13 protein-coding genes, 1 tRNA gene and 2 pseudogenes are annotated in these 21,582 nt (G+C 44.7%); 11 read left to right on the forward strand and 5 right to left on the reverse strand.

Annotation, left to right across the window (positions count from 1 at the left end; all coding sequences use genetic code 11):
* Positions 1 to 142 precede the first annotated feature (142 nt).
* The gene (locus DSM2777_RS05915; protein ID WP_025798346.1) at positions 143 to 1,063 is read left to right on the forward strand and encodes a L,D-transpeptidase family protein; all 921 of its coding nucleotides are present in this window, start codon (positions 143 to 145) and stop codon (positions 1,061 to 1,063) included.
* A 66-nt stretch (positions 1,064 to 1,129) separates the two neighbouring features.
* Here DSM2777_RS05915 and DSM2777_RS05920 read toward each other — a convergent pair whose 3' ends face one another.
* Complete coding sequence (locus DSM2777_RS05920) at positions 1,130 to 1,531, reverse strand: DUF4440 domain-containing protein (protein WP_061553409.1); 402 nt, start codon at positions 1,529 to 1,531, stop codon at positions 1,130 to 1,132.
* A gap of 314 nt (positions 1,532 to 1,845) precedes the next feature.
* Between DSM2777_RS05920 and DSM2777_RS05925 the strand changes: the two genes are divergently transcribed.
* The 3 genes and pseudogenes from DSM2777_RS05925 to DSM2777_RS05935 form a co-directional block, all read left to right on the forward strand.
* A tRNA-Leu gene (locus tag DSM2777_RS05925) sits at positions 1,846 to 1,930 on the forward strand.
* Between the two features lie 201 nt (positions 1,931 to 2,131).
* Positions 2,132 to 3,433 (forward strand): annotated as a pseudogene (locus DSM2777_RS24775) (tyrosine-type recombinase/integrase).
* A 154-nt stretch (positions 3,434 to 3,587) separates the two neighbouring features.
* Positions 3,588 to 4,046, forward strand: a pseudogene (locus DSM2777_RS05935) (DUF262 domain-containing protein); the annotation flags it as partial.
* Between the two features lie 131 nt (positions 4,047 to 4,177).
* On the opposite strand, the gene DSM2777_RS23645 reads toward DSM2777_RS05935, so the two are convergent.
* The 4 genes from DSM2777_RS23645 to DSM2777_RS05950 are packed head-to-tail and all read right to left on the reverse strand — an operon-like array spanning position 4,178 to position 8,116.
* Positions 4,178 to 4,444, reverse strand: coding sequence for a YkgJ family cysteine cluster protein (locus tag DSM2777_RS23645; RefSeq protein ID WP_064645377.1), 267 nt, complete (start codon positions 4,442 to 4,444; stop codon positions 4,178 to 4,180).
* Positions 4,441 to 6,012, reverse strand: coding sequence for a hypothetical protein (locus DSM2777_RS05940; RefSeq protein ID WP_061553411.1), 1,572 nt, complete (start codon positions 6,010 to 6,012; stop codon positions 4,441 to 4,443). Before DSM2777_RS05940 ends, DSM2777_RS23645 begins: the two co-directional genes overlap by 4 nt.
* A 47-nt stretch (positions 6,013 to 6,059) precedes the next feature.
* Complete coding sequence (locus DSM2777_RS05945; RefSeq protein WP_061553412.1) at positions 6,060 to 7,157, reverse strand: hypothetical protein; 1,098 nt, start codon at positions 7,155 to 7,157, stop codon at positions 6,060 to 6,062.
* Positions 7,158 to 7,195: 38 nt separating this feature from the next.
* Entirely contained in the window at positions 7,196 to 8,116 is a 921-nt protein-coding gene (locus tag DSM2777_RS05950) for a helix-turn-helix transcriptional regulator (RefSeq protein WP_061553413.1), read from the reverse strand.
* An 803-nt stretch (positions 8,117 to 8,919) separates the two neighbouring features.
* Here DSM2777_RS05950 and DSM2777_RS24395 point away from each other — a divergent pair.
* The 7 genes from DSM2777_RS24395 to DSM2777_RS05985 all read left to right on the forward strand — a co-directional run bounded on the left by DSM2777_RS24395 (position 8,920) and on the right by DSM2777_RS05985 (position 21,519).
* A complete protein-coding gene (locus DSM2777_RS24395) occupies positions 8,920 to 9,321 on the forward strand; it encodes a hypothetical protein (protein ID WP_156088284.1) in 402 nt (133 codons plus the stop codon).
* An 826-nt stretch (positions 9,322 to 10,147) separates the two neighbouring features.
* Entirely contained in the window at positions 10,148 to 12,337 is a 2,190-nt protein-coding gene (gene zorA1, locus DSM2777_RS05960) for a type I Zorya anti-phage system protein ZorA1 (RefSeq protein WP_061553415.1), read from the forward strand.
* 13 nt (positions 12,338 to 12,350) lie between these two features.
* The gene (gene zorB1 / locus DSM2777_RS05965) at positions 12,351 to 13,094 is read left to right on the forward strand and encodes a type I Zorya anti-phage system protein ZorB1 (RefSeq protein WP_061553416.1); all 744 of its coding nucleotides are present in this window, start codon (positions 12,351 to 12,353) and stop codon (positions 13,092 to 13,094) included.
* Positions 13,070 to 14,782 carry a type I Zorya anti-phage system protein ZorC gene (gene zorC, locus DSM2777_RS05970; protein WP_082790858.1) on the forward strand — a complete coding sequence of 571 codons (1,713 nt, stop codon included), beginning with the start codon at positions 13,070 to 13,072 and terminating at the stop codon, positions 14,780 to 14,782. Before zorB1 ends, zorC begins: the two co-directional genes overlap by 25 nt.
* Entirely contained in the window at positions 14,782 to 18,030 is a 3,249-nt protein-coding gene (gene zorD / locus DSM2777_RS05975; RefSeq protein WP_061553418.1) for a type I Zorya anti-phage system protein ZorD, read from the forward strand. Before zorC ends, zorD begins: the two co-directional genes overlap by 1 nt.
* 276 nt (positions 18,031 to 18,306) lie before the next feature.
* A complete protein-coding gene (gene gss, locus DSM2777_RS05980; protein WP_061553419.1) occupies positions 18,307 to 20,184 on the forward strand; it encodes a bifunctional glutathionylspermidine amidase/synthase in 1,878 nt (625 codons plus the stop codon).
* Positions 20,185 to 20,394: 210 nt separating this feature from the next.
* On the forward strand, positions 20,395 to 21,519 hold the full coding sequence (locus tag DSM2777_RS05985; RefSeq protein ID WP_043489096.1) for a ribosomal protein uL16 3-hydroxylase: 1,125 nt from the start codon (positions 20,395 to 20,397) through the stop codon (positions 21,517 to 21,519).
* Positions 21,520 to 21,582 lie beyond the last annotated feature (63 nt).

Raw genomic sequence — 21,582 nt, forward strand, 5'->3', positions numbered from 1 at the left:
GTGATGACAAAAATACGTTAAGAAGATGAACACTAATGTTTTCCTCTTTTGCGTTTGTGCACATATAATGCGCATCCAGTCTTCACTGGCTAAAATCGACAACCGCCTGTGCGCGGTACTAGCACCCAACAGGAATATAAACATGAAAATGAGTATCCGTGCGCTCTTCACGGTGCTTCTGGCAACGACTGCTTTTATGCAGTCTGCATTTGCCGTGGTATACCCTTTACCGGCGAATAACAGCCGTCTGATTGGTGAAAACATTCAGGTAAAAGTGCCAGAAGATAACAAACAGCCTCTGGAACATTTTGCTGCTCAGTACCAAATGGGCCTGAGTAACATGTTGGAAGCGAATCCGGGCGTAGATGCATACCTGCCAAAGCCGGGTATGACGCTGACTATTCCGCACCAGTTGATTCTGCCTAATACTCCACGTGAAGGCATTATCATCAACAGTGCAGAGATGCGTTTGTACTACTATCCAAAAGGCTCTAAAACCGTTGTGGTTCTGCCGATTGGTATTGGTGAGTTAGGTCGTGATACGCCAATGAACTGGGTCACTTCGGTTCAGCGTAAAAAAGCGGGCCCAACATGGACGCCAACCAAAAAAATGCACGAAGAGTATGCCGCTAACGGTGAGACTCTGCCGCAGGTATTCCCTGCTGGTCCAGATAACCCAATGGGTCTGTACGCGCTGTACATCGGTCGTTTGTATGCGGTTCACGGTACTAACGCCAACTTCGGTATCGGCCTGCGCGTAAGCCACGGCTGCGTGCGTCTGCGTGATGACGACATCAAATACCTGTTTGATAACGTTCCAGTCGGTACTCGCTTGCAGTTCATCAATGAACCTGTAAAAGCGACCGTAGAGCCTGATGGATCTCGCTATATCGAGGTTCACAATCCGCTGTCTACCACTGAGCAGCAGTTCAACTCTGACGCGCCAGTTCCTGTGGTGCTGACCGACGCTATCAACAAAATTGTTTCTGATCCAAGCGTTCAGACCAGCGCAGTTGATAATGCAGTAGCAGCACGCTCAGGCATGCCAATTAAAATCAACTGATTGCATAATCACTTGATGTGAGTTACCGAAAGGCGGGATATATCCCGCCTTTTTTACGTCTCACGCTCAGAGATGCGCTGCGGTTTCATGCAGATGCCGCCATATCACGTTCCCCTGACTGCCTTTTTCAAAGACCGCCGTTGAGAAGCGAACGGTTTTCGGCTGTTCCGGCTGTGTCTGTGTTTCCTTATAGCTAACGACTGCGCCATTTTCCCACTCAACGATGATGGTCATCTCAGAGACTTCGATACTCAGCCCCGCTTTGCCCCCTCCATTTGCACGGAAAAATGCACACACCGCAGGATAATTCAATAGCATGCCACTCATCCCCACCATGGTGAATGCGGGGCTAAAATGCGATAGCAGCTGTTCACAGAGCGCTTCGCTGGCAGAAGCATTAGCAAACCAACGCTGAATGAGCTCATGTGATTCGACAACTTCAACAAAATACGGGTTATTTGCGGACATAAGGTTTCCTAGAGAGAAGCGTATACAGCAATGTAATGATGGAACTTACGAACAGCAACCCCAGCGAGACATGGGCAAACGTCATAATCTCTCCTAAAGGCATACGGAAACGAGATTACGTTAGACAAAAACGACGCCCCACCGGTGTTAGACCGCAGATTAAGCGAGATAATTGCTGATAAAATACTCGCGCAGATGTTTTTTACCGCACCTTCGCCGTTTTTTTAGGCACTTAAACAATTGAATGCAGGATAAGTATTGCGTGAGGGTCGTGGCTAGGTATAATGCACTCGTTTTCCGCATACTACTTCTGTGCCGAAGTGGCGAAATCGGTAGACGCAGTTGATTCAAAATCAACCGCCGCAAGGTGTGCCGGTTCGAGTCCGGCCTTCGGCACCATTAGTATGAAAATTAAGTCACCTCAGGGTGGCTTTTTTTATGCCTGAAATTCAGTCCCCGCAAGGCTTTGCCCCGCTTTTCAGTCAACCGACATCAATCTTAGTTACCCCACATCAACATGCTTGTGAGTATAGAACCGAGTATATATGCTGGTTCGATAATGCTTATATACTCACGGCAGCATATGGAAGGAATACCATCATGGCCCTGACTGATACCAAGGTGCGTTCGGCAAAACCACGGGAAAAGCAGTACACACTTCCTTATGGGGATGGTATGTTTTTGCTAATTCATCCCAGAGGTTCAAAATACTGACGTTATCGTTATCGTTATCGTTATCGTTATCGTTATCGTTATCGTTATCGTTATCGTTATCGTTATCATTATCGTTATCGTGGTGATCAGCACCTTATGGCGTTTGGTGTTTACCCTGAAACATCTTTAGCCGATGCTCGTAAGAAACGAGATGAATCTAGGAGGCTAGTTGCCGCTGGTATTGATCCGCGCGAGCACAAGCGGGCTGTTAGAGAAGAACAGGCGAAAGAGGCCATTACCTTTGAGTCAGTTGCCAGGGAGTGGCATGCAACTAACAATAAATGGTCAGAGGAACACAGTCGGAGGGTGCTGAAGAGCCTGGAAGACAATCTGTTCCCTGCAATTGGGAAGCGGAGTATTGATAGTTTCAGCACACGCGATCTCCTTGTACCTATTAAAGTAGTTGAGGCTACAGGGCGACTTGAAGTTGCTTCACGTCTTCAGCAGCGTACTAATGCGATTATGCGTTATGCAGTGTAAAGTGGTTTGATTGATTACAACCCAGCTCAAGAAATGGCTGGTGCTGTCGCTTCCAGTAACCGTGTCCACCGCTTGATTTGAAACGCTTACCTGAATTACTTCATCGACACGGGACGCTAAATGACGCGTCTGGCTGTTGAGCTCACGTTATTAATCTTTATTCGTTCTAGTGAATTGCGCTTTGCCCGCTGGTCTGAGATCGATTTAGATACGGCAATGTGGACGATACCGGCGGAACGAGAAGCTATTGAAGGAGTGAAGCACTCTCAACGTGGTTCTAAAATGCGTACACCTCATCTGGTACCATTGTCTCACCAGGCTTTAGCAATCCTCAGACAGGTTCACAAGCTTAGTGGCGAGAGCGATTTTGTTTTCGTTGGGGATCACAACCCTCGCAAACCGATGAGTGAAAGCACGGTGAACAAGGCGTTGCGCGTGATGGGATACGACACGAAGGTTGAGGTTTGCGGGCATGGTTTCAGGACTATGGCATGTAGTTCGTTAATTGAGTCGGGGCTGTGGTCGAAGGATGCGGTAGAGCGGCAGATGAGTCACCAGGAGCGTAACTCGGTACGTGCGGCTTATATTCATAAGGCCGAGCACTTGGGGGAGCGTAGACTGATGGTGCAGTGGTGGGCGGATTATCTGGATGCCAATCGTGAGAAGGGGGGTAGCCCGTTTGATTTTGCTAAGTTGAATAAGGGCTGATTAAAAGGGTTTCTATAAGGCGCGCCTCAGGCATGCCTTATTTTTTTGCTAATTTTGGTTTTTGCAAGTTATTGACTCAGCTGTGCCACTGCAGATTTTGCAACGCACTGATTTTGAACAAGGGTCAAAGACACGGCTCCACAAGCAGGGCATAATACAGCTATTAATCATTAGTACGGTTTCGTCTGATATGAGCACAATCACCCCCCACTACCGTAACGTACAGCAGTTGCTGCAAAGCCAATCCTTTTCTATCGATGAGTATCAGCGTGAGTACAAGTGGGAGAAGGAGAACATTGACGAGCTACTGTCTGATCTTCAGGGAAAATTCTATAACTACTACAAGCAGGGTGATGAAACCAGCGCTATTAGTAATTATGGAGAGTATTTTCTTGGCTCTATCATTGTCAGCAAACGCAACAACAAAAATTACTTGATCGATGGCCAGCAGCGAGTCACCTCTTTGACATTGTTGCTGATTTGCCTTTACCGATCTGCCGAGGAACAGAGGCTGCCGGTAGCCCAAACTTTAGCCCCACTTATTTTCAGCGACAACCTCGGTAACCCCAAGTTCAACCTCGACATCTCTGAGCGACTTCCTGTTATTCGTTCTTAAATATAAAACGCCCGATGATGTTCATCAGGCGTTTTACAGGCAGAAAACTGTCAACCTATATCAGGACTAGTCATTTTTGATTACGCGTTATTTGAATGACACATAATTACTCTCACTTCTCTTTCGCTTTATAGTTTTTCTAGAATCAAGCATGCCTCGCGATTTAGAGCAATGAAATCCTGCCAGCTATACTGCTCTTGATAGTTAAGCCTATACTGTGTCTCAATCTGGCAAATTAGCGGACGCGTCTCATAAATCGCGCATAGCTTTGTTTCCATCTGGTAGTGGCGACATATACCGTCACCACGATCGAGAAACTTTGTTTCACTGGCGCGATCGACGTGACGGCAGCATGCTCCGCACTGATTGCAGGGAAACTCTGTAGTAGACTTCATAGTTTGTTTAACCAGCTACGTGTGGAGCGAGTATTTCCAGCCTCAAACGGTAGCACGATATTCCGACGTTCGACCTCGGCCCGCAGCAATAAGCCACGCTCAATTTCGCTATTCACTACGTTAAGGTGTAGGGAAAATTGCTCCAGCTCTGAGGTTTCGATCGTGAATTCTAGCGCTGAAAGCTCCAGCAGGTAGCGATCAAGCTCAGCATTAACCTCTTTATAATACTCAAGTGCTTTTTGGTACTTATCTTTAAATGTGTCTAGAAATGCCCAGACCTTTTTCATCAAAGCGCTATTTTCGAGAAAATAGTTCATCACCAGAGTCAAAATACCTGTCGCCAGCGCGCCGCAGAAGGCAGCCAATTCAGGTCCAAAAGGAAAAACAAGGATTTTTGCTAATGCTTCGTTAACCACCACTCCAGCAGCGACGGCGATGCCCGCAGCGACCAGTTTACTCACCGTCTTTGCTAACTGTCCTGGAGTTAAGCCCTCAGGGTTAAAAACCATCACTTTGAAGGCCTGCACCAAATTGTTCCACATCTCGCGAATCAGCCTCACCATCATCTTCTTTGTAGTAAAGAAGATATTGAAGAGTGTTGTGGTAGTACTGGACAGGATGCCGCCAAGTGCACCGTCTTTAAAGGTCGTTAGGAAGGCGCTGAATTTTTTCTGCATCCGATACCAGACCGCGCGTAATGCTTCAGTCACATCCTGTAAGAACTCTGCGGCGTCGAACGTATGACGATGCTTATCAAACACCACTGGAATACGTTCCCGGAATTCGAACCAGGTCTCCGCCAGAATCAGCCCTAGCATTTGCCGTGTTCCCATGCGAAAGGCATTATTCAGCGTAGCGGTGGCGACATTTCTCGCAAATTTACTACCAGTATAATATTCCTGATTGATAGTGCTGTGGTATTTTTCGCGTGCCTTGTTATCGGCTTTTTTCATGCGTTCGAAATCGGCGGCAGCTTTATTTTCCAGCTTATTTAGCAGCTTTTGTTCTTGCTCGGATAGCGTTGGTTGGCTGCGTAATCGAACAATTTCCTGTGTCGTGGCTGCCTGTTGCCCTTGTAACGTTTGCACGAAGGCATCCATCGTTTTTGCTTTTTTTGCCTTATTTAGCGACTCGTTCGTAAAGGTAAGATTCGATGAGTCATTAGCTAGATCGGCCCCATTGCATTCGGCGAGAACACGTCCGGGATCATTATGAATCTCATGGGCGGAAATTATGTGGTCGAGGTTCTTTTTATCATTGGCCGAAAAATGTTCACCGGTATAGGTGTCTGTCAATGTACCAGCTTGATGGGCTTTTTTACCTTCTCGGTTAGTGGCAATATAGTTTTTGTGACTATGGTAATGATGCGAATTATACCCTTCGCGCTGCTCAAATCGTTGACGTTCGACGTCAGTGGCATATACCCCCTGATAGGCATTATGAATGGTGTTTACATCGCCGCCGTGCTTATCCTCCAGTAGGAGAAAATCTAATCCAAATGAGGTTGTGAGGCTCTTTACTACTGTCTGATGTAACTCTTCACCCCAGTCAAATTTAGCTGTGTTCATTGTGCTTAGCCCATAGCAATGCCGGGCCTATTAGCCCGGCGGGTCGTTTAAATTCGAGAGGAAAATGAGTTGAAATCAGAGGCGGATACCTCTAATTTTTCGTCCAACGCTTCTTTGTTCAGTAAGTTCATACCGTTGCTGTCGGTCTGCAGCTGGATCACGCCATCTTCAATAACGGCTTCACCGTTATCCTGCATTACTGGCTTGAATAAAGGTGTTGTAATTATGTCAGTCATGATGGCGGCTAATTCATAGCCATGATCTATAAGCGTCATGATTTCTTCTGACTCATCAATATCTGTGGTGATATTCTTTTGATGACGCTCAACGATGACTGCGTGCATTGCTTTCAGCGGTGCAAAGTAGTGCTGAACGAAAACTGCATGCATACTGGTGATAGATTCATAAATGCTGTTTACATACTGTTGTACTTTCGTCAGATGTGCTTCAGCCGAATTCATTTTTTCTACTGCAGCGGTTACCTCACGGGAACTTTGATAAGCGTTATCAAGAGCTTTTTCCGCATGGCTATCATAAGCCCAACCTGCGATAGCAATTAGCGGTGCTACCACCGCACCGCCAAGTACCATCGCACCGCCTGCCGTCCCCCAACCACCAGCAGCCAGCGAACCGCCGCCAATTGCAGCCATCGTAGCATTATAAGCTGCCGCGCCAGACAGTGCGGCAATCGGTGTGCCAGTAGAGGCGGCAGCAAAAGCCATAACTCCACTGTACACAGCAAAACCGGCTGCGGCGCCAGAAACCCCAGCGCCGACTACTGTGGTCAAATATTCTGTAGCGGAAATGGCCAAGCTCCGAATTCTATTAATATTGTGCTTTGGCACGGTCAGTTGGAGATCTTTATGTCCATCTTTGGCCATGCGCTCAAGGAGATCAATGGCGATTGTATTGAATTCATTGAAATCGTTACCGATCTTCAACTCTATTTCGCCTAATTCGGCCAGCTTTTTCGATGTGGTTGTGTTGGCCACCTCAAAACTCTCTTTATTCATCTCAAAGCGTCGTTGCGCGCGATCTAATACATCGTCGGCTTCCGATTTTTTTTGGTAACCGTCATACGCCTTTTTACCACCAAATGCAGTTGCCGCTGCCGCGACGCCCAAAATAATGAAAGGTAATGCCATAGGTTATTATCTCCAGTGCTATAGGTCGTTGTTACTAGCTATGCATCACATTCCAAGGCTGGAACTGAGCTGCGATCGCCAGCGATATAGGTGTGCAGCATATTGATGACAGTTATTTTTAACCATTTTGGTTCCAAAATTTCAATATTGGGTAACCAAAATAAAATTAACGGAATAATTTGATTCTGATGTGCTGCTTTGCAGAGTAACGTTATTCCGTTGTCCTCCTCACACAATAATTCTTGCTGGGGAAGCAAATTACGTCGGCTAAAGTAGCTAGCAATGTTGTGGTTAATTCGAACCCGAACTTCAAACGTATCTTCACTTACCCACGGATCACGGTGCTCATCAATTAATAAAAGTGTGGGAGCCTCTACAGAAAAATGCTCTTTTCTTATATCCAACCAATGAATTTTGCTGAGCGAAAATGACTTTAACCTGTCGTTTTCCGTCGCTTGGAGATACCAGATATTTTTCTGGTTCACCAACTTATAAGGGTGAATAACCCGTGTTTTATTTTTGTACAAAATATGGCAAACGCTGTTTTTTTGAATGGCCTTCTCTAATAAATTAAAATACTTTCGCAAATCATTTCTTACCGAATGCTCTGGGCTATTAAACTGAACACTAATGTGCTGTTCTGTAACACGTCTTTCTAGATTGCTCCAAAAATCTCCATCTCTATCAGGAAATACTGTGTCAGCGTCTAGTAGCTTAGCTAGCGGATTATGCAGAGCATCATGGCTATTATTCTGAGCGCGTGAAGAAATTAATCGATATTCACCACCGCCACAGCCTTCAACAAATGGAGATAGCATGTTTAGATCGCGATAAACAGTTCGTTCAGTAATCCTAAATTTCTTCATCAGCCTATAGCGACTAACCACTCCATAAGTTTGTAGCTCCATCAGAATGTCGACTAAACGTTCTGCTGAGCGGCTCCGTGTTGAATCAGCCATAGGCTCCCACCGTTTTGTTTACTTAGTTCGAATTATATATAAAGGACTGACATGCCTTGTCAGTCATCGGCAGATATGCATTTTTTTTTAGAGGTACCAACAATTTATTTGATCATTATCAAATTTTTCCGAGCTGTAGGCTGACAAATAAAACTCTGAAAATTGCCAAGGAACTCCGAAAAAAACCAATCGGAATAATTTTCAACTGTGAGTCGGGTATCTATTATATGAGACTGTAGCTACAGTATTTACTATAGTACTAGCAGAATACGTGAAGTATAAGGCGATGTCTGGAACTAAGGGGGAATAACCCACTGTGGTACTTCTTTTTAGATTCAAAAATGAGTGGAACTGTGTTCCTGAGCGCTTCATCGTATTAACCTTGTTGTGTATATAAAAGTATCTGCAATAGAAACATGAACCAAAATTTGGCAAAAAAAGCAAAGCTTTAATGTGCATAATTTAGCTAAATAGCGTCAAGGTAAAAATGGATCTTAAATCTAAAATCAAGGTGTAAGTTCTTGTAATATTTAATGATGTAGTTAATTATTAATCTCCATTGCTTTAATGGTTTCAGATAGTTTGCGTTGGTGTAGGAGTAAGGATAGATGATTTTTGTTTTTTATGACTATCATCCTTTACATCAGGCTATACCATAATATTTCCGCCAGTGCTAACCTGTCTGGTTAAATCTATATATCGTCTGATCATGATCATAGATTTAGTTTGTTGTTTACGGTTTGATGCCATAATTCAGGTTTATATTGAGTGGTTCTAACAAACAGAGGGTGAGGTAAGTAACGATGTCTAAAGTAAATAACTTGGGGTTTGTTTTATCTCCGTATTCCCAGAAAAAGATTCTTAGAGCACTTGGCAATTATCAGCAAAAAACCGACTCGACAGCTAAACCGCGTGGCAAGCCTACTCGTTATAATATTGCGACCAACGATTACGATAATCTTGTTAGCGGTGAGCATGGCTCGCTGATTCTGAAGGTCAGGCGGGGTAAAATCGTTACCGAAAAGCATTATTGCGCCGAATGCCATACTTACACCAGCCCAATTCGGGCCTATGCTGATAGTAACTATGGCAAGGTTCATCTGTGTACACCTTGCCATTTAGCGACGTTCAATCGAAGCTTTGGTCATGCAGATGCGATGCCGCTAAAGCTAGATCATGCGCATGCGCATAAGGGAAAATGGTGATGTTGAGAAAATTATCTTGCGATTTTCATGTTCTGATTGCGCCTTCTACTGTCTACTGCCGTAAATGCTGCCACCTATAGTACTGACAGCTTTGGCACCGCACGAAATGATCAGGATAGTCTCTGGTGAACGGATAACTTCGGTACTACTCGTGGGGTACGGTTTGGCGTTTCACACTGATAGCTTCGGTAATGCTCGTGTTACGAATTCTCAGAGCAATATAACTGCATACAGAACAGGTTCATTTGAGGCAAATTATTACAATTGATTTAGCGAGGATATTTGATTAATAAAAGAATATTCGAAAAGTGAAAAAACTGCACACTGCATATAATTTTGTAGCGATGGTCATTTGTTATTTTTTTGAGTGGCCTTGCTAAGTAGTCACTTCAGTTGATGAATAGTAATAGCCTGCTAACTATATCATTTTTATTTTTCTCGTATTGTTATTATGCTGTGTGTTTATATTTTTCTGGTGAAAATATTAAGTTTTTATTTTTTTCATCAGATTTTTTACTCATTTTTGGCCTTGCTACTTGTTATCCCAACATACAGCGTTATGATTTGTTGGATTTATCTCATTGTTAACTTTAATCGTAGTCCTGATTGATGTTGAGTTGCCAAACGCCATCAGTTGCTGGTTGTACTGGCTGCTACTAAAAAGGGTCATCTAGTTTGTAATGCTGCCTATAAGCCGCAGAGTCTCAAAACTACCTAAACACAATAAAAATACTTTTATATGAATTATCTATATATCAAAGTTTTGTTATGAATATTTCTTGGTAGTTATACATGAATAGTTCGTATTTAATTTTTAGGACAAAAAATGGATTGGCTTAATTCACTATTGGTCATTTTGACTTCTGTACAACCCGCCAAAGTACCTTTCGTTGTTATTGTATGTGTAACTATAGCATTAGTTTTTTTTGCCATATTTTATGTTTTTCGCGCGATAAAAATTGTCAGTAAACTAAAAAGTAAGGCAAAAAAAATCAGTGTATGGGAAACGGAAAGCCCAGCAGAAAAATTGCACAAACTGAGTGAGCTCTTTGCGCAGTCGTCTATGAAGCATTCATGGAGCGAGTTTGAAGAATCATTGCATCAGCAAAAAAATCTTGTCGAGGGTGAACTAAAGCTGCAAAAGGTTCGAGCGACGGCCCCCAGCGCTGTATATTTTACTGAGCAACAACTGATTGATATTCCTCTTAATACTGAATTTTTCAAACATCTCCCAGGAATTCTTACTGGTATAGGGATTATCGGTACATTTTATGGATTGATGATTGGTCTATTCCACTTTGACCCGAGCACTCCTGAGCAGGTAACTAGCAGCGTTGCGTCTTTGCTACGTGATGTGCTCTATGCTTTTCTCGGTTCTTTTACCGCAATCGCGGCATCTATTGCAGTCACCTGGCTAGAAAAATTTTCTCTCGCTAAATGTTACAAATATCTTGAGCAATTAACAGCAGCTATCGACCAGTTATTTGAAAGTGGTGTTGGTGAAGAGTATTTAGCTGAACTAGTAAAATCCAGCAATGAGAGCGCGACTCAGGCTAAACAGCTTAAAGATAGCTTAGTTACTGATCTGCGCGATATGCTGCAAAACTTAGTTGCAAGTCAGATCCAGGAAAATGAAAAACTAGCCCAATCGCTTTCCTCTACATATCGAGATAGCGGCCAGCAGTTTGCGGAGCAGGTCAGCAATGCTATTGAAAGTAGCCTTAAATCCCCACTGGATAAAATAGCAGGGGCAGTGCAAACCGCTAGCGGTGATCAAAGTGGCCAAGTTCATAACATGCTAGAAGATGTTCTAACCGTATTTATGTCCAAGCTTGATAACACTTTTGGCAAGCAATTCGACAATATGCACCAAATGATGGGGCAATCCGTTGGAGCCATTGAGTCGATGCAAACAGGGTTCTCAGCCCTGTTACAAGATATGCGTAGCGCTAGCGAAGAAAGCAAGCAAGGTAGTGCAGAGCTGATGGCTCAATTGCTTACCGAAATGAAAACCGGCCAACAAGCCATGCAGTCAGGTATGAACGATATGCTGACAAGCTTGCAATCCTCAGTGGCAAAAATTGGTACTGAAGGTGAAAATGCGGGCGAGCGTATGGCACAACAGTTAGAGAAAGTATTTGCCGATAACGAAGCTCGCGAAAAAGCAATGGCAGATCAAATGAAAGAATTTATCGCCACTATTCAGCAAACATCTCAGCAGGGCCAGCACGAAACCATGCAAAAAATGGCTGCATCAGTAGAGCAAGTAGGAGAACAATTAAGTTCATTATTTACTCAACTTGAGCAGGGGCAGAAACAGTTAACGACTCATCAACAGGATACACAAGCATCCCTCCATCAAGAAACACAGCAGATTGTTTCTGGATTTGATGAACAAGTTAAATCGTTGCTTAATGCGTTACATGCACAACAAGAAGCGACCGAAAATGCGCTTCGCAGAATGGCTGAACAGACTACTGCGCACTTACAAGATATGCATACTGGCGCAGATAAAATGCGTGTTGCTGCCGAGCATTTTGAGTCTGCTGGCGACAAGGTTAAAGAAGCGAATCATCTTACTGCAGATGTACTCAATAAAACTCAAAGTGCAGGCAATGAGTTAAGTCAGGCAAGCCGAGAGTTGAGCTCTGTCGTCGCTGATTATCGCAATAACCGAGATTCTGTCGCGAAATCAATCACGTTGCTTGAAGGCATTGTGGCTAACGCGCAGGCGGAATTAGCAACTCGTAGTCAATTCCTTAAAGAGCTAAAACAGCATAATGAAGGCTTACACGATTACAACCGCGAAGCCAAAGAGTTCTTAGAACATTCCGGCCAAGTGCTGGCAAATGGCTTTAACCAATTTGCCGATGGTATGAAAACAAGCTTAGACACAACGTTAGGTGCTTTAGATTCAAATCTGGATAGCGCAGTTAAACGGTTAGGAAGCGGCATTGAAGAACTTGGCGAAAGTATTGAGAGCCTTGAAGAAATGTTGTCTAAAGTGTCAGTTTAAGAGGCGGTGAATCATGTTTGGTCAATATTCTCGCGCTAGAGGCCGCCGCTCAGATGAAGCTGAGAAACCATTTTGGATTTCATATGCAGACCTGATGACCGCGATGATGGTGCTATTTCTGGTAGTGATGGTTGCATCCCTCAGCTCAGTGACTCAACGTATTCAGCGTGTCGAGCAGGGAGAAAAACTGCGCGGGCAAGATATTTCACGCTTATGCCAACGTTTAGAATTACACGCAAAGAGTTTGAATAAAACGATAGTGGTAGATTGCCGGGATAATCGTATTAGTTTTGGTGAAGCAGGGCGCTTTGATCATAATCGTTTTTTTCTTAATGCAGATGGCCAGAAGGCATTACAAGATGCTGTTCCTCTCGTTCTAGACGCGGCTAATAGCGATGAAGGGAAGAAATGGTTTAAGCAGATTGTTATTGAAGGTTTTACTGATACCGATGGTTCATATCTTTATAACTTGCATCTATCCTTGCAGCGTTCTGAATGGGTGATGTGCAGTTTGCTAGATAGTCGAAGTCGTCTTCAACAGCAAATAACTCCGCTGCAGCAAGAGCAAATCCGTAAACTATTTTTGGCCGGTGGCGTTTCGTTTAATAATGCGAAAGAAAGTAAAGAAGCTAGCCGTCGCGTTGAATTGCGTATGCAATTCTTTGGTTTGAAAGATGAGCATGAAAAGCCAGCTGTTGATGTAGAAGATTCAGTTGTGCCAAGTATAGAAAGATGCCAGTTGGAGATGCCTATATGATATCGGCTTTGTCTCAGTTGTCTGCTGATATTGCTGCCACGGTTAAACGACACGTTTCTACGTCTGATAATAAGATCTTTGGTGACTTCCCTAAACTGAAAGCTGCTGAGCAGTATTTAGCTGCGAAAATGGAGAAAAGCGAACGGACAATAGTTCCTCCTCTTGATAAAAGGCTGCGGGCAATTGCAGCGTTACGCCAGTTAAAAGCGCTTACGAGATATGATTGGCAGCTTATATTCGCAGGACTATCGGATAAAGATCCTGATGCAGCATTTCCTATTTTGCTTGAAGATGACACTCTTTATAGTCGTGTGGAGCAAGAGATACAGCAACGTATTGACAGAAAAAATCTTAAGCGCCGAGAATGGAAGTTTTTATGTAGTAGTTATTTTGGGTATCATTCGAAAAAACCAGGCGAAAATAATAACTGGTGCTCTCTACGCGATCTGCTTCGTATTGGCTACGGTGTAGTTAAAAGTCAGGCACGTAAAGAAAAAAGCTGGATGAAAATAATTGATCACTACGGTGATTTGTTTACTCCTGAAGCAGGTTCACTCATTGCAGATAAAATGATTTTGGGGAAGTTTGTCGATTTCTCTGCTTTAGAGAATGTTGTACAAGTACCTGATAATAGCTGGCTCTGGTATCGTGCATTTGTTGTTCTCCTATCTAAAGTCTTAGAGCTTGATGACGAAGAGTTTAAGCTTCGGCTTCCGCATCTTTTAGAGCTTGCACGACAACGAGAGCGATATAAAAATATAATTTTACGCGCTTGTTTAACCCAATATTACCGGTCTTCATATCGAAATATTCCGCACCCTGAGCTTAAGCAAATGGCTTTAGATAGTTGGGGAAGCCCTCAGTTGCGTAGCAAACAGAATCTTTGGTTAAATCATTTAAAAGACCCCAATACAAGCGAAAAAATTTGTGGGATGGTTCGTAGCTGGTTGGCGAAAGAAGATCTGACACATTTCTTCCAATTACTGAAAGGTAATGGTGATGTTGATCAGGCTAGATTGTTCTACTGGCTACGTTTTGCCAATCAAATGGGTTTTACACGAATAGTGATGGGACAGGATGCACGCAACGATATGCACTCTGACTTTGTTGCTTTCAGGCAAAAAAACAAAGGACGCTTGAGCCATTTATTGGGTGGGGCAAGTGCTGACAATGCTGTAATCATGCAAGTTGGAGATTATCTTTTTGTTGAGTTTTCTCGGACTGGGAATGCGCTTTATGTGTATAAGTCTTCGGAAACTCCATTTGATCCTGAAAAGAACGAACTGCATCTCAATGATGAATTAAAATGTGGTGGTTTAAAATTCCGTCATGCCCCAACGGCGGTTGGATACAGTGATAAACATCTTACAGGTTGGATGGTGGCGTATGAAGATATGCTACGCCAACGGGGTATTAAATATATTCCTACAGATATGCAAGCCACGTCTCATCCGGCACAGAATTTTAAATACAGCAGCGCACCAACTCAAAAAAACTCAAAAACAGAGCGTGAACAAGATATACAACAGTTTCTTCGAGGGTTGAAAGCATCTATTAGCGATAAACGTGCCTTAGGAGGTGCTCTACATGTTCGTTTATCTGAGCGAGACCCAAAGGCGATAGCTAAGCTGACGCAGCTTGGTTTCAAACCCAAACACGGTGACCCACTGGTTTTCTGGAGCAACTAATGCTGAAGCGTCTACTCAATAAGTTTATGAGTAATCATCTATCGTCCGAAAAAGCAATGAGCCATCAGTACCAGATAGAAGAATTAGGCCTCTCATTTCCTTTCAGTTTGGCTAATGATGACGCTTTATGGCCATTAATTGCTTATATGGATCAACTCTCGGAAGAAGGCTATGTCACAGAGCTTTCTGACCGCTGGATGCTAACCTGGGATGAATTATATCGATTATCGGAAGACGTAGAGCATCATACTAGTCTGCCTTTATTGGGTGTTCCGGCTGTAATGCAACTGAAGGCAAGCTTAGCTGGACGAGGGGGACTAAGTGACGCAGATTTCAATATTTATATTCAGGAGTGGCAAGAGATAGCGTCGGGGAGAACTATTATTTTTAAGCGCACTGGTGCGGTAATTGATTGCCCTCACGGACAGTTTCTGCTGAGTAAAGAAAACTGGTTGCTATTATCTGCTTTGGAACATTTTCGTTGTGAACAGAAGGAGAAAGCCGGTGAGGTCACAAATCAACTTGGATGGGCAAAAATAAGGCGCTTAGCCAAGAATGCGCATGCTGAACTTGATAACTATCTGACAAAAACTATTGTTGTTAAGCCCGAATCATTGAAAATAAAAGTCAGGAAAGCAACAATTCACGATACATCAGTTATTGAAATTGAACCCACGTTCGAAGATCAACCAGAACAATGGCTGAGTAGTTTTGATAATAATAAGCAGGTGCCTGATCAATACCGTATATTAAGTAGCGATGGTTCACTCAGTCATGTAATTATTTCACCCGAAGTTAAAGATGTCTTATCTTCAGTCCATTCTATTCCTGGACGACGAGTGGCTGGCGACGATGCCATTTCATTTGTACGTAACCCGTATACATTCATTGGTGAGAGTGCTGCATCTGTCGTCCCCCCTGAGCAGCATGAGCAAGCGTTGCAAGATGCACACATATTCTTTCACCATTTCAATATCGAGCCGCTACTGGATACAGAGAGTAATATGATCGACTCGGTATTGCTGACTCTCGAACCTATCGCTGCTATCCCCCAGCCCTCTATTCGATTTTCGCTGTCTAAGCCTCACGAGTTTGAACAATTTATCCAAGAACTTTCAATTAAACTGGCATCTGGATTACCAGCAGGTATATGGAAGGGATATGAATTAGAGCTTAGCCAATTTACGTTGGAACAGTTACAAAACTACCAAGTCTTGTTGTTACGTTGGCAGAATGAGTCTGCTGGTGTTGAATTTGATGATGTCCTAGATCTCAGTAAGTATGGCGATCGAGTCATTGGGATAGGTGAGCTTGAAAAGGTTACCTCTCCCTTTTTGGTTAAAAATGAAAGTGAAAACTGGTTACCTAAAGAACTGGGCGAGACTTTATTTTCAGAAGATTTCTTTGACGAGTTTGATCAACGTAGTGCTGAACTACTCTCTGAGCTTGATGAGCGAATTAAGCTGGCTGAACAACAACAAGAACTATCAGTAAACATGCCGTGGAATGAGCAATCTCTTCCTATTGATGATGCTAAGTCATTTTTAAAAGATTGGCGTAAGAAGGTTGAATCTGAATTATCTAGTGATGACAAAGAAACGAATCTCCAAGATAAACGTGCTGTTTTACAAATAGAGCAGAATATAGAATATGCTAGCTACATTAAACATAGGCGTGAAGCATTGCTGAATGTCCGCGGAGCGGAACCTGTATTACCAGTATTATTGAAGAAACATATCCAGTTACGCGAGCATCAGCGGCAAGGGGTTGCGTGGCTACAGCAGCTTTATCTTAAATCACCGGATGAAACATCGGGCTGCTTATTAGCTGATGATATGGGGCTAGGAAAGACGCTGCAAATTCTTACGTTCTTGATGTGGTATATTGAGAAGAATCCAGCAGGACTACCAACAATGATTGTTGCCCCTGTCTCTTTATTAGATAACTGGGAAAGAGAATTAGATAATTTCTTTTACGTTGCCGGAGTAGAAGTCCTTAAACTTTATGGTGATACAGTTAAATCCTTTAAATTTCATAAGGATGAAATTCCGCCAGAGCTAAAGGCTCAAGGCATTAAAAACCTTTTTCGCCCTGGATGGGTGGGTAATGCACAAATAGTTTTAACGACTTATGAAACGCTGCGCGATCAGGAGTTTTCTATTGCTCGGCAAAAATGGTCGATTATGGTTTGTGATGAGGCTCAGAAAATAAAAAATCCTGCGGCATTAATAACCCATGCAGCTAACGCAGTTCAGGCTCAATTTAAAGTTGCTTGTACAGGAACTCCCGTCGAAAATACCTTAGTAGATCTTTGGAGCCTTTTTGATTTTGTACAACCAGGCCTACTTGGCGCATTGAATGATTTTGGGCAACGTTTTTTACGACCAATCGAAGGTGCTAAAGAACGAGATAATGCAGCTCTTGAATTGCTCCGCCAACTTATTGAACCTCAGACCTTGCGGCGAACCAAAGACGATGTTGCAAAAGATTTACCCCAAAAGTTAGAGGACTTGGCTTGCAAGAATCTTACTATGATCCCGTTGCAACGTGATTTATATATTTCTTCGATCGTGTCTTATCAAAGTAAGCAGCAAATGCAAGATGAACTCGAGGTGGCAGGAATGGGAATGCTTGGCCTTTTGCATCGGCTTAAATTAATTTGTGCTCATCCTTACAGTGTGAAACCAGATAGCCCGCTGCGTAATTATTCGCCGAAGCTGAAATGGATGATGCAGAAACTAGAAGATATCCAAAAGAACAGTGATGACAAAGTCATTATATTTACTGAACTGAGGGATATTCAACGTGAATTACAACATGCCATCCAACAACGATTTGGATTTAAACCGTACGTTATAAATGGCGATACGAGTACTAAAAGCTCAAGTGCAAATAGCAGGCAAAAACTGATTGATCTCTTTCAAGAACAACAGGGATTTGGCGTAATTATTCTATCGACGGTTGCGGTTGGATTCGGCGTTAATGTGCAGAAAGCAAACCATGTGATTCATTTCACTCGATGCTGGAATCCAGCCAAAGAGGATCAAGCGACAGATCGCGTTTATCGTATTGGACAAACAAAAGATGTTTACGTTTATTATCCAACGGTCAGAGATTCGGCAATGCCAACGTTTGAAGAGACTCTGGATGAATTACTACAAAAACGGCGGATGCTTGCTAGAGATATGTTATGTGCTAAAGGTGAACTTCAATCTGAAGATTTTAACCAAATTCTAAGCCCAAATTAGAGCACGAATTTATATTCGTGCGGGTAAGCGGTTTAATTTCAATAAGCGGCTTACCCTCTTGAACAACCTCCCATCCCCCTCATCGCCAAGCATACCCATCCAGCCCCACCCAATTCATCTTTTCCACAGCAGCAACAGTGCTATCATAGTGTTTCTAGCTTTGAACGGAATCAGTCTCATGATTCAGGTGCTGTCTACCGGTTGTTTGCTGGTGATTTAAGATAGATCTTTCCCCAACTGTTATTGCAACAGTGATATTCGCGTAAGGCTCTCGCTATGTGTGTGAACACGCTCGAAAAACATGCCCCTTTCGGTACGTTGTTAGGTTATGCCCCCGGTGGCGTAGCGATTTACTCCTCGAATTATGACTCCCTTGAAAACCTTGATCAGATGGATGATGCGGCATTCCGTCACTATCTGGACAAAGAGTACATGGGGTATAAGTGGCAGTGCGTCGAGTTTGCCCGCCGCTTCCTTTATCTCAACTACGGCACCGTGTTTACCGACGTGCGCATGGCCTACGATATTTTTTCGCTGCGCTATCTGCGTCAGGTCGTGAACGATAATATTCTGCCGTTGCAGGCGTTTGCCAACGGCTGCGAGCGTTTGCCGGTGGCGGGTTCTTTGCTGATTTGGCAGCAGGGCGGTGAGTTTGAGCATACGGGGCACGTCGCGATTATCACCCAAGTGTTGGAAGACCGCATCCGCGTGGCGGAGCAGAACGTGATCCACCATCCGTTGCCCGCAGGGCAGCAGTGGACGCGCGAGTTACCGCTGGTGTGCCAAGACGGCAAATACGTGATTCAGGATACGTTCGACGACACCGAAATATTGGGTTGGATGACCCAAACCGCCGACGATAGTTTTAGTCTGCCGCAGCCGCAGATCCCTGCGCCGTATCTGGCTATCCACAGCGAGCGCGTAGAAAACCGCGGCCAGTTTAGCGGCGCTTGGTTGAACGAGCAGGATCCGTTGCAGCATACCTACGTGCAGGCCAACGGCGGCCATACGTTAAACGCCGATCCTTACCGCTATTTCACAATCTCGCGCAGCGCGGAACAAGAGCTTATTCGTGCCACCAATGAGCTGCATCTGATGTATCTGCATGCCACGGATAAAGTGCTGAAAGATGACAATCTGCTGGCGCTGTTTGATATTCCTGAAGCGCTGTGGCCGCGCCTGCGCCTGTCTTGGCAGCGTCGTCGTCATCATATGATCACCGGTCGTCTTGATTTTTGTATGGATGAGCGTGGTCTGAAAGTCTATGAATACAACGCGGATTCCGCGTCGTGCCATGCTGAAACTGGGCTGATTCTAGGCCAATGGGCAGAGAAGGCGGGAGACGTTCTCGGCGGCGATCCGGGCGAGCATTTGCTGGATGCGTTAGCGAACACTTGGAAGCACAGCGACGCCAGCCCGTTCGTTCATATCTTGCAAGATCATGATGCCGAAGAGAGCTATCACGCGCAGTTTATGCAGCGCGCATTAGCTAAAGCCGGTTTTGAAAGCAAAATTCTGCACGGCTTAGATGAGCTGCATTGGGATGCGTCTGGTCAGTTGGTGGATGGCGATCATCGCGCAGTGAGCTGTGTGTGGAAAACGTGGGCATGGGAAACCGCGCTCGATCAGCTGCGTGAAGAGAGCGAAGCGGAGCACTCGGCGCTGCCAATTCGAACCGGACATCCCGAAAATAGCGTTCGCTTGATCGACGTGTTGCTTCGTCCTGAAGTGATGGTCTTTGAGCCGCTGTGGACGGTGATCCCAAGCAATAAAGCCATTTTGCCGGTGCTATGGTCGCTGTTCCCGCATCATCGTTACCTGTTGGACGCTGACTTTGAGTTAAACGCAGAGCTGGAGCAAAGCGGCTATGCGGTGAAACCGATTGCTGGACGCTGCGGTAACAACATCGGTTTGATAAGCCATGAAGATCAGGTGCTGGATGAAACCTCGGGTAAGTTCTCCGAACAGAAAAATATCTATCAGCAGCTGTGGTGTCTGCCTGAAGTGGCGGGGCGTTATATTCAGCTGTGTGCGTTTACCGTTGGTGGTCATTACGGCGGTGTATGCGTGCGTTCAGAGACGGGCTTAGTGATTAAGAAAGAGAGCGATATCGATCCGCTGCGGGTGATTGATGATAAAGATTTTATCCGTTAATCGACGCTAAAAACTGACGTTATCGGCGTGTCATACCCGCGTGTGGCGCGCCGTTTTTTGTTAGGCAATTTGTTCGACCGTTTGTTAAGTAACGCTTATCTGATTTTCCCCTCTCGACTTATTCAACATTATCCTTGACCAATGACAAGGCAGCCCCACGCTTAGCTTCTTTATAATCGAGCCCGTTTTTCTTCTCACTGGTGTGAACGCATGGCTTATCAACTCAATCTTAATTGGCCCGAGTTCCTTGAAAAATACTGGCAAAAACAGCCAGTTGTATTAAAAAATGCCTTCCCAAACTTTGTTGATCCTATCACGCCGGATGAGCTGGCGGGTTTGGCGATGGAGCCGGAAGTCGATAGCCGTTTGGTTAGCCATAAAAACGGTGAGTGGCAGGCCAGCAACGGGCCTTTCGAAGATTTTGACGGCTTGGGCGAAACCGGCTGGTCGTTACTGGCTCAGGCCGTTAACCACTGGCATGCGCCATCTGCCGAGCTGGTACGTCCGTTCCGCGTGTTGCCGGACTGGCGTTTAGACGATCTGATGATTTCCTTCTCCGTGCCGGGCGGCGGCGTTGGACCACATATCGATCAGTACGATGTTTTTATCATTCAAGGTATGGGCAGCCGTCGTTGGCGCGTGGGCGATAAATTGCCGATGCGTCAGTTCTGTCCGCATCCAGCGCTGTTGCACGTTGATCCGTTCGAACCGATCATCGATGAAGATCTCGAACCGGGCGATATTTTATATATTCCGCCGGGCTTCCCGCATGATGGTTTCACCCATGAAACCGCGATGAACTACTCCGTTGGCTTCCGTGGGCCAAACGGCAGAGATTTAATCAGCAGCTTTGCTGACTATGCGCTGGAAAACGATCTGGGTGGCGAGCATTACAGCGATCCTGATTTGACCTGCCGCGATCACGTGGGTCGCATTGAAGATTATGAAGTTGACCGCCTGCGCGGGATGATGATCGAGATGCTGAACCAGCCGGAAGATTTCAAACAGTGGTTGGGTCGTTTTGCGACTACACCGCGTCATGAACTGGATATCGCGCCTGCGGAACCGGCTTATGAGCCTGATGAAATTCTTGATGCGCTGTTGGGCGACGAAGTTTTAACGCGCCTGAGCGGTCTGCGCGTGCTGAACATTGGCGATAGCTTCTTTGTTAACAGCGAACCGATGAAAGCGGTTGAACCAAAAGCCGCCGATGCGCTGTGCCGTTACACCAGCGTAGGTAAAAAAGAGCTGGGCGACGCGCTGAACAATCCGGCCTTTGTGGCTGAGCTCACTGATTTAGTGAATCAGGGCTATTGGTATTTTGATGAGTATTAATCGGTTTCATTGATATTCAAATCATTCTAAAAGGGGTAGCGATGGCTATCCCTTTTTTCTATC

It is taken from the genome of Obesumbacterium proteus, assembly GCF_001586165.1.
Classification (GTDB): Bacteria; Pseudomonadota; Gammaproteobacteria; order Enterobacterales; family Enterobacteriaceae; genus Hafnia; species Hafnia protea.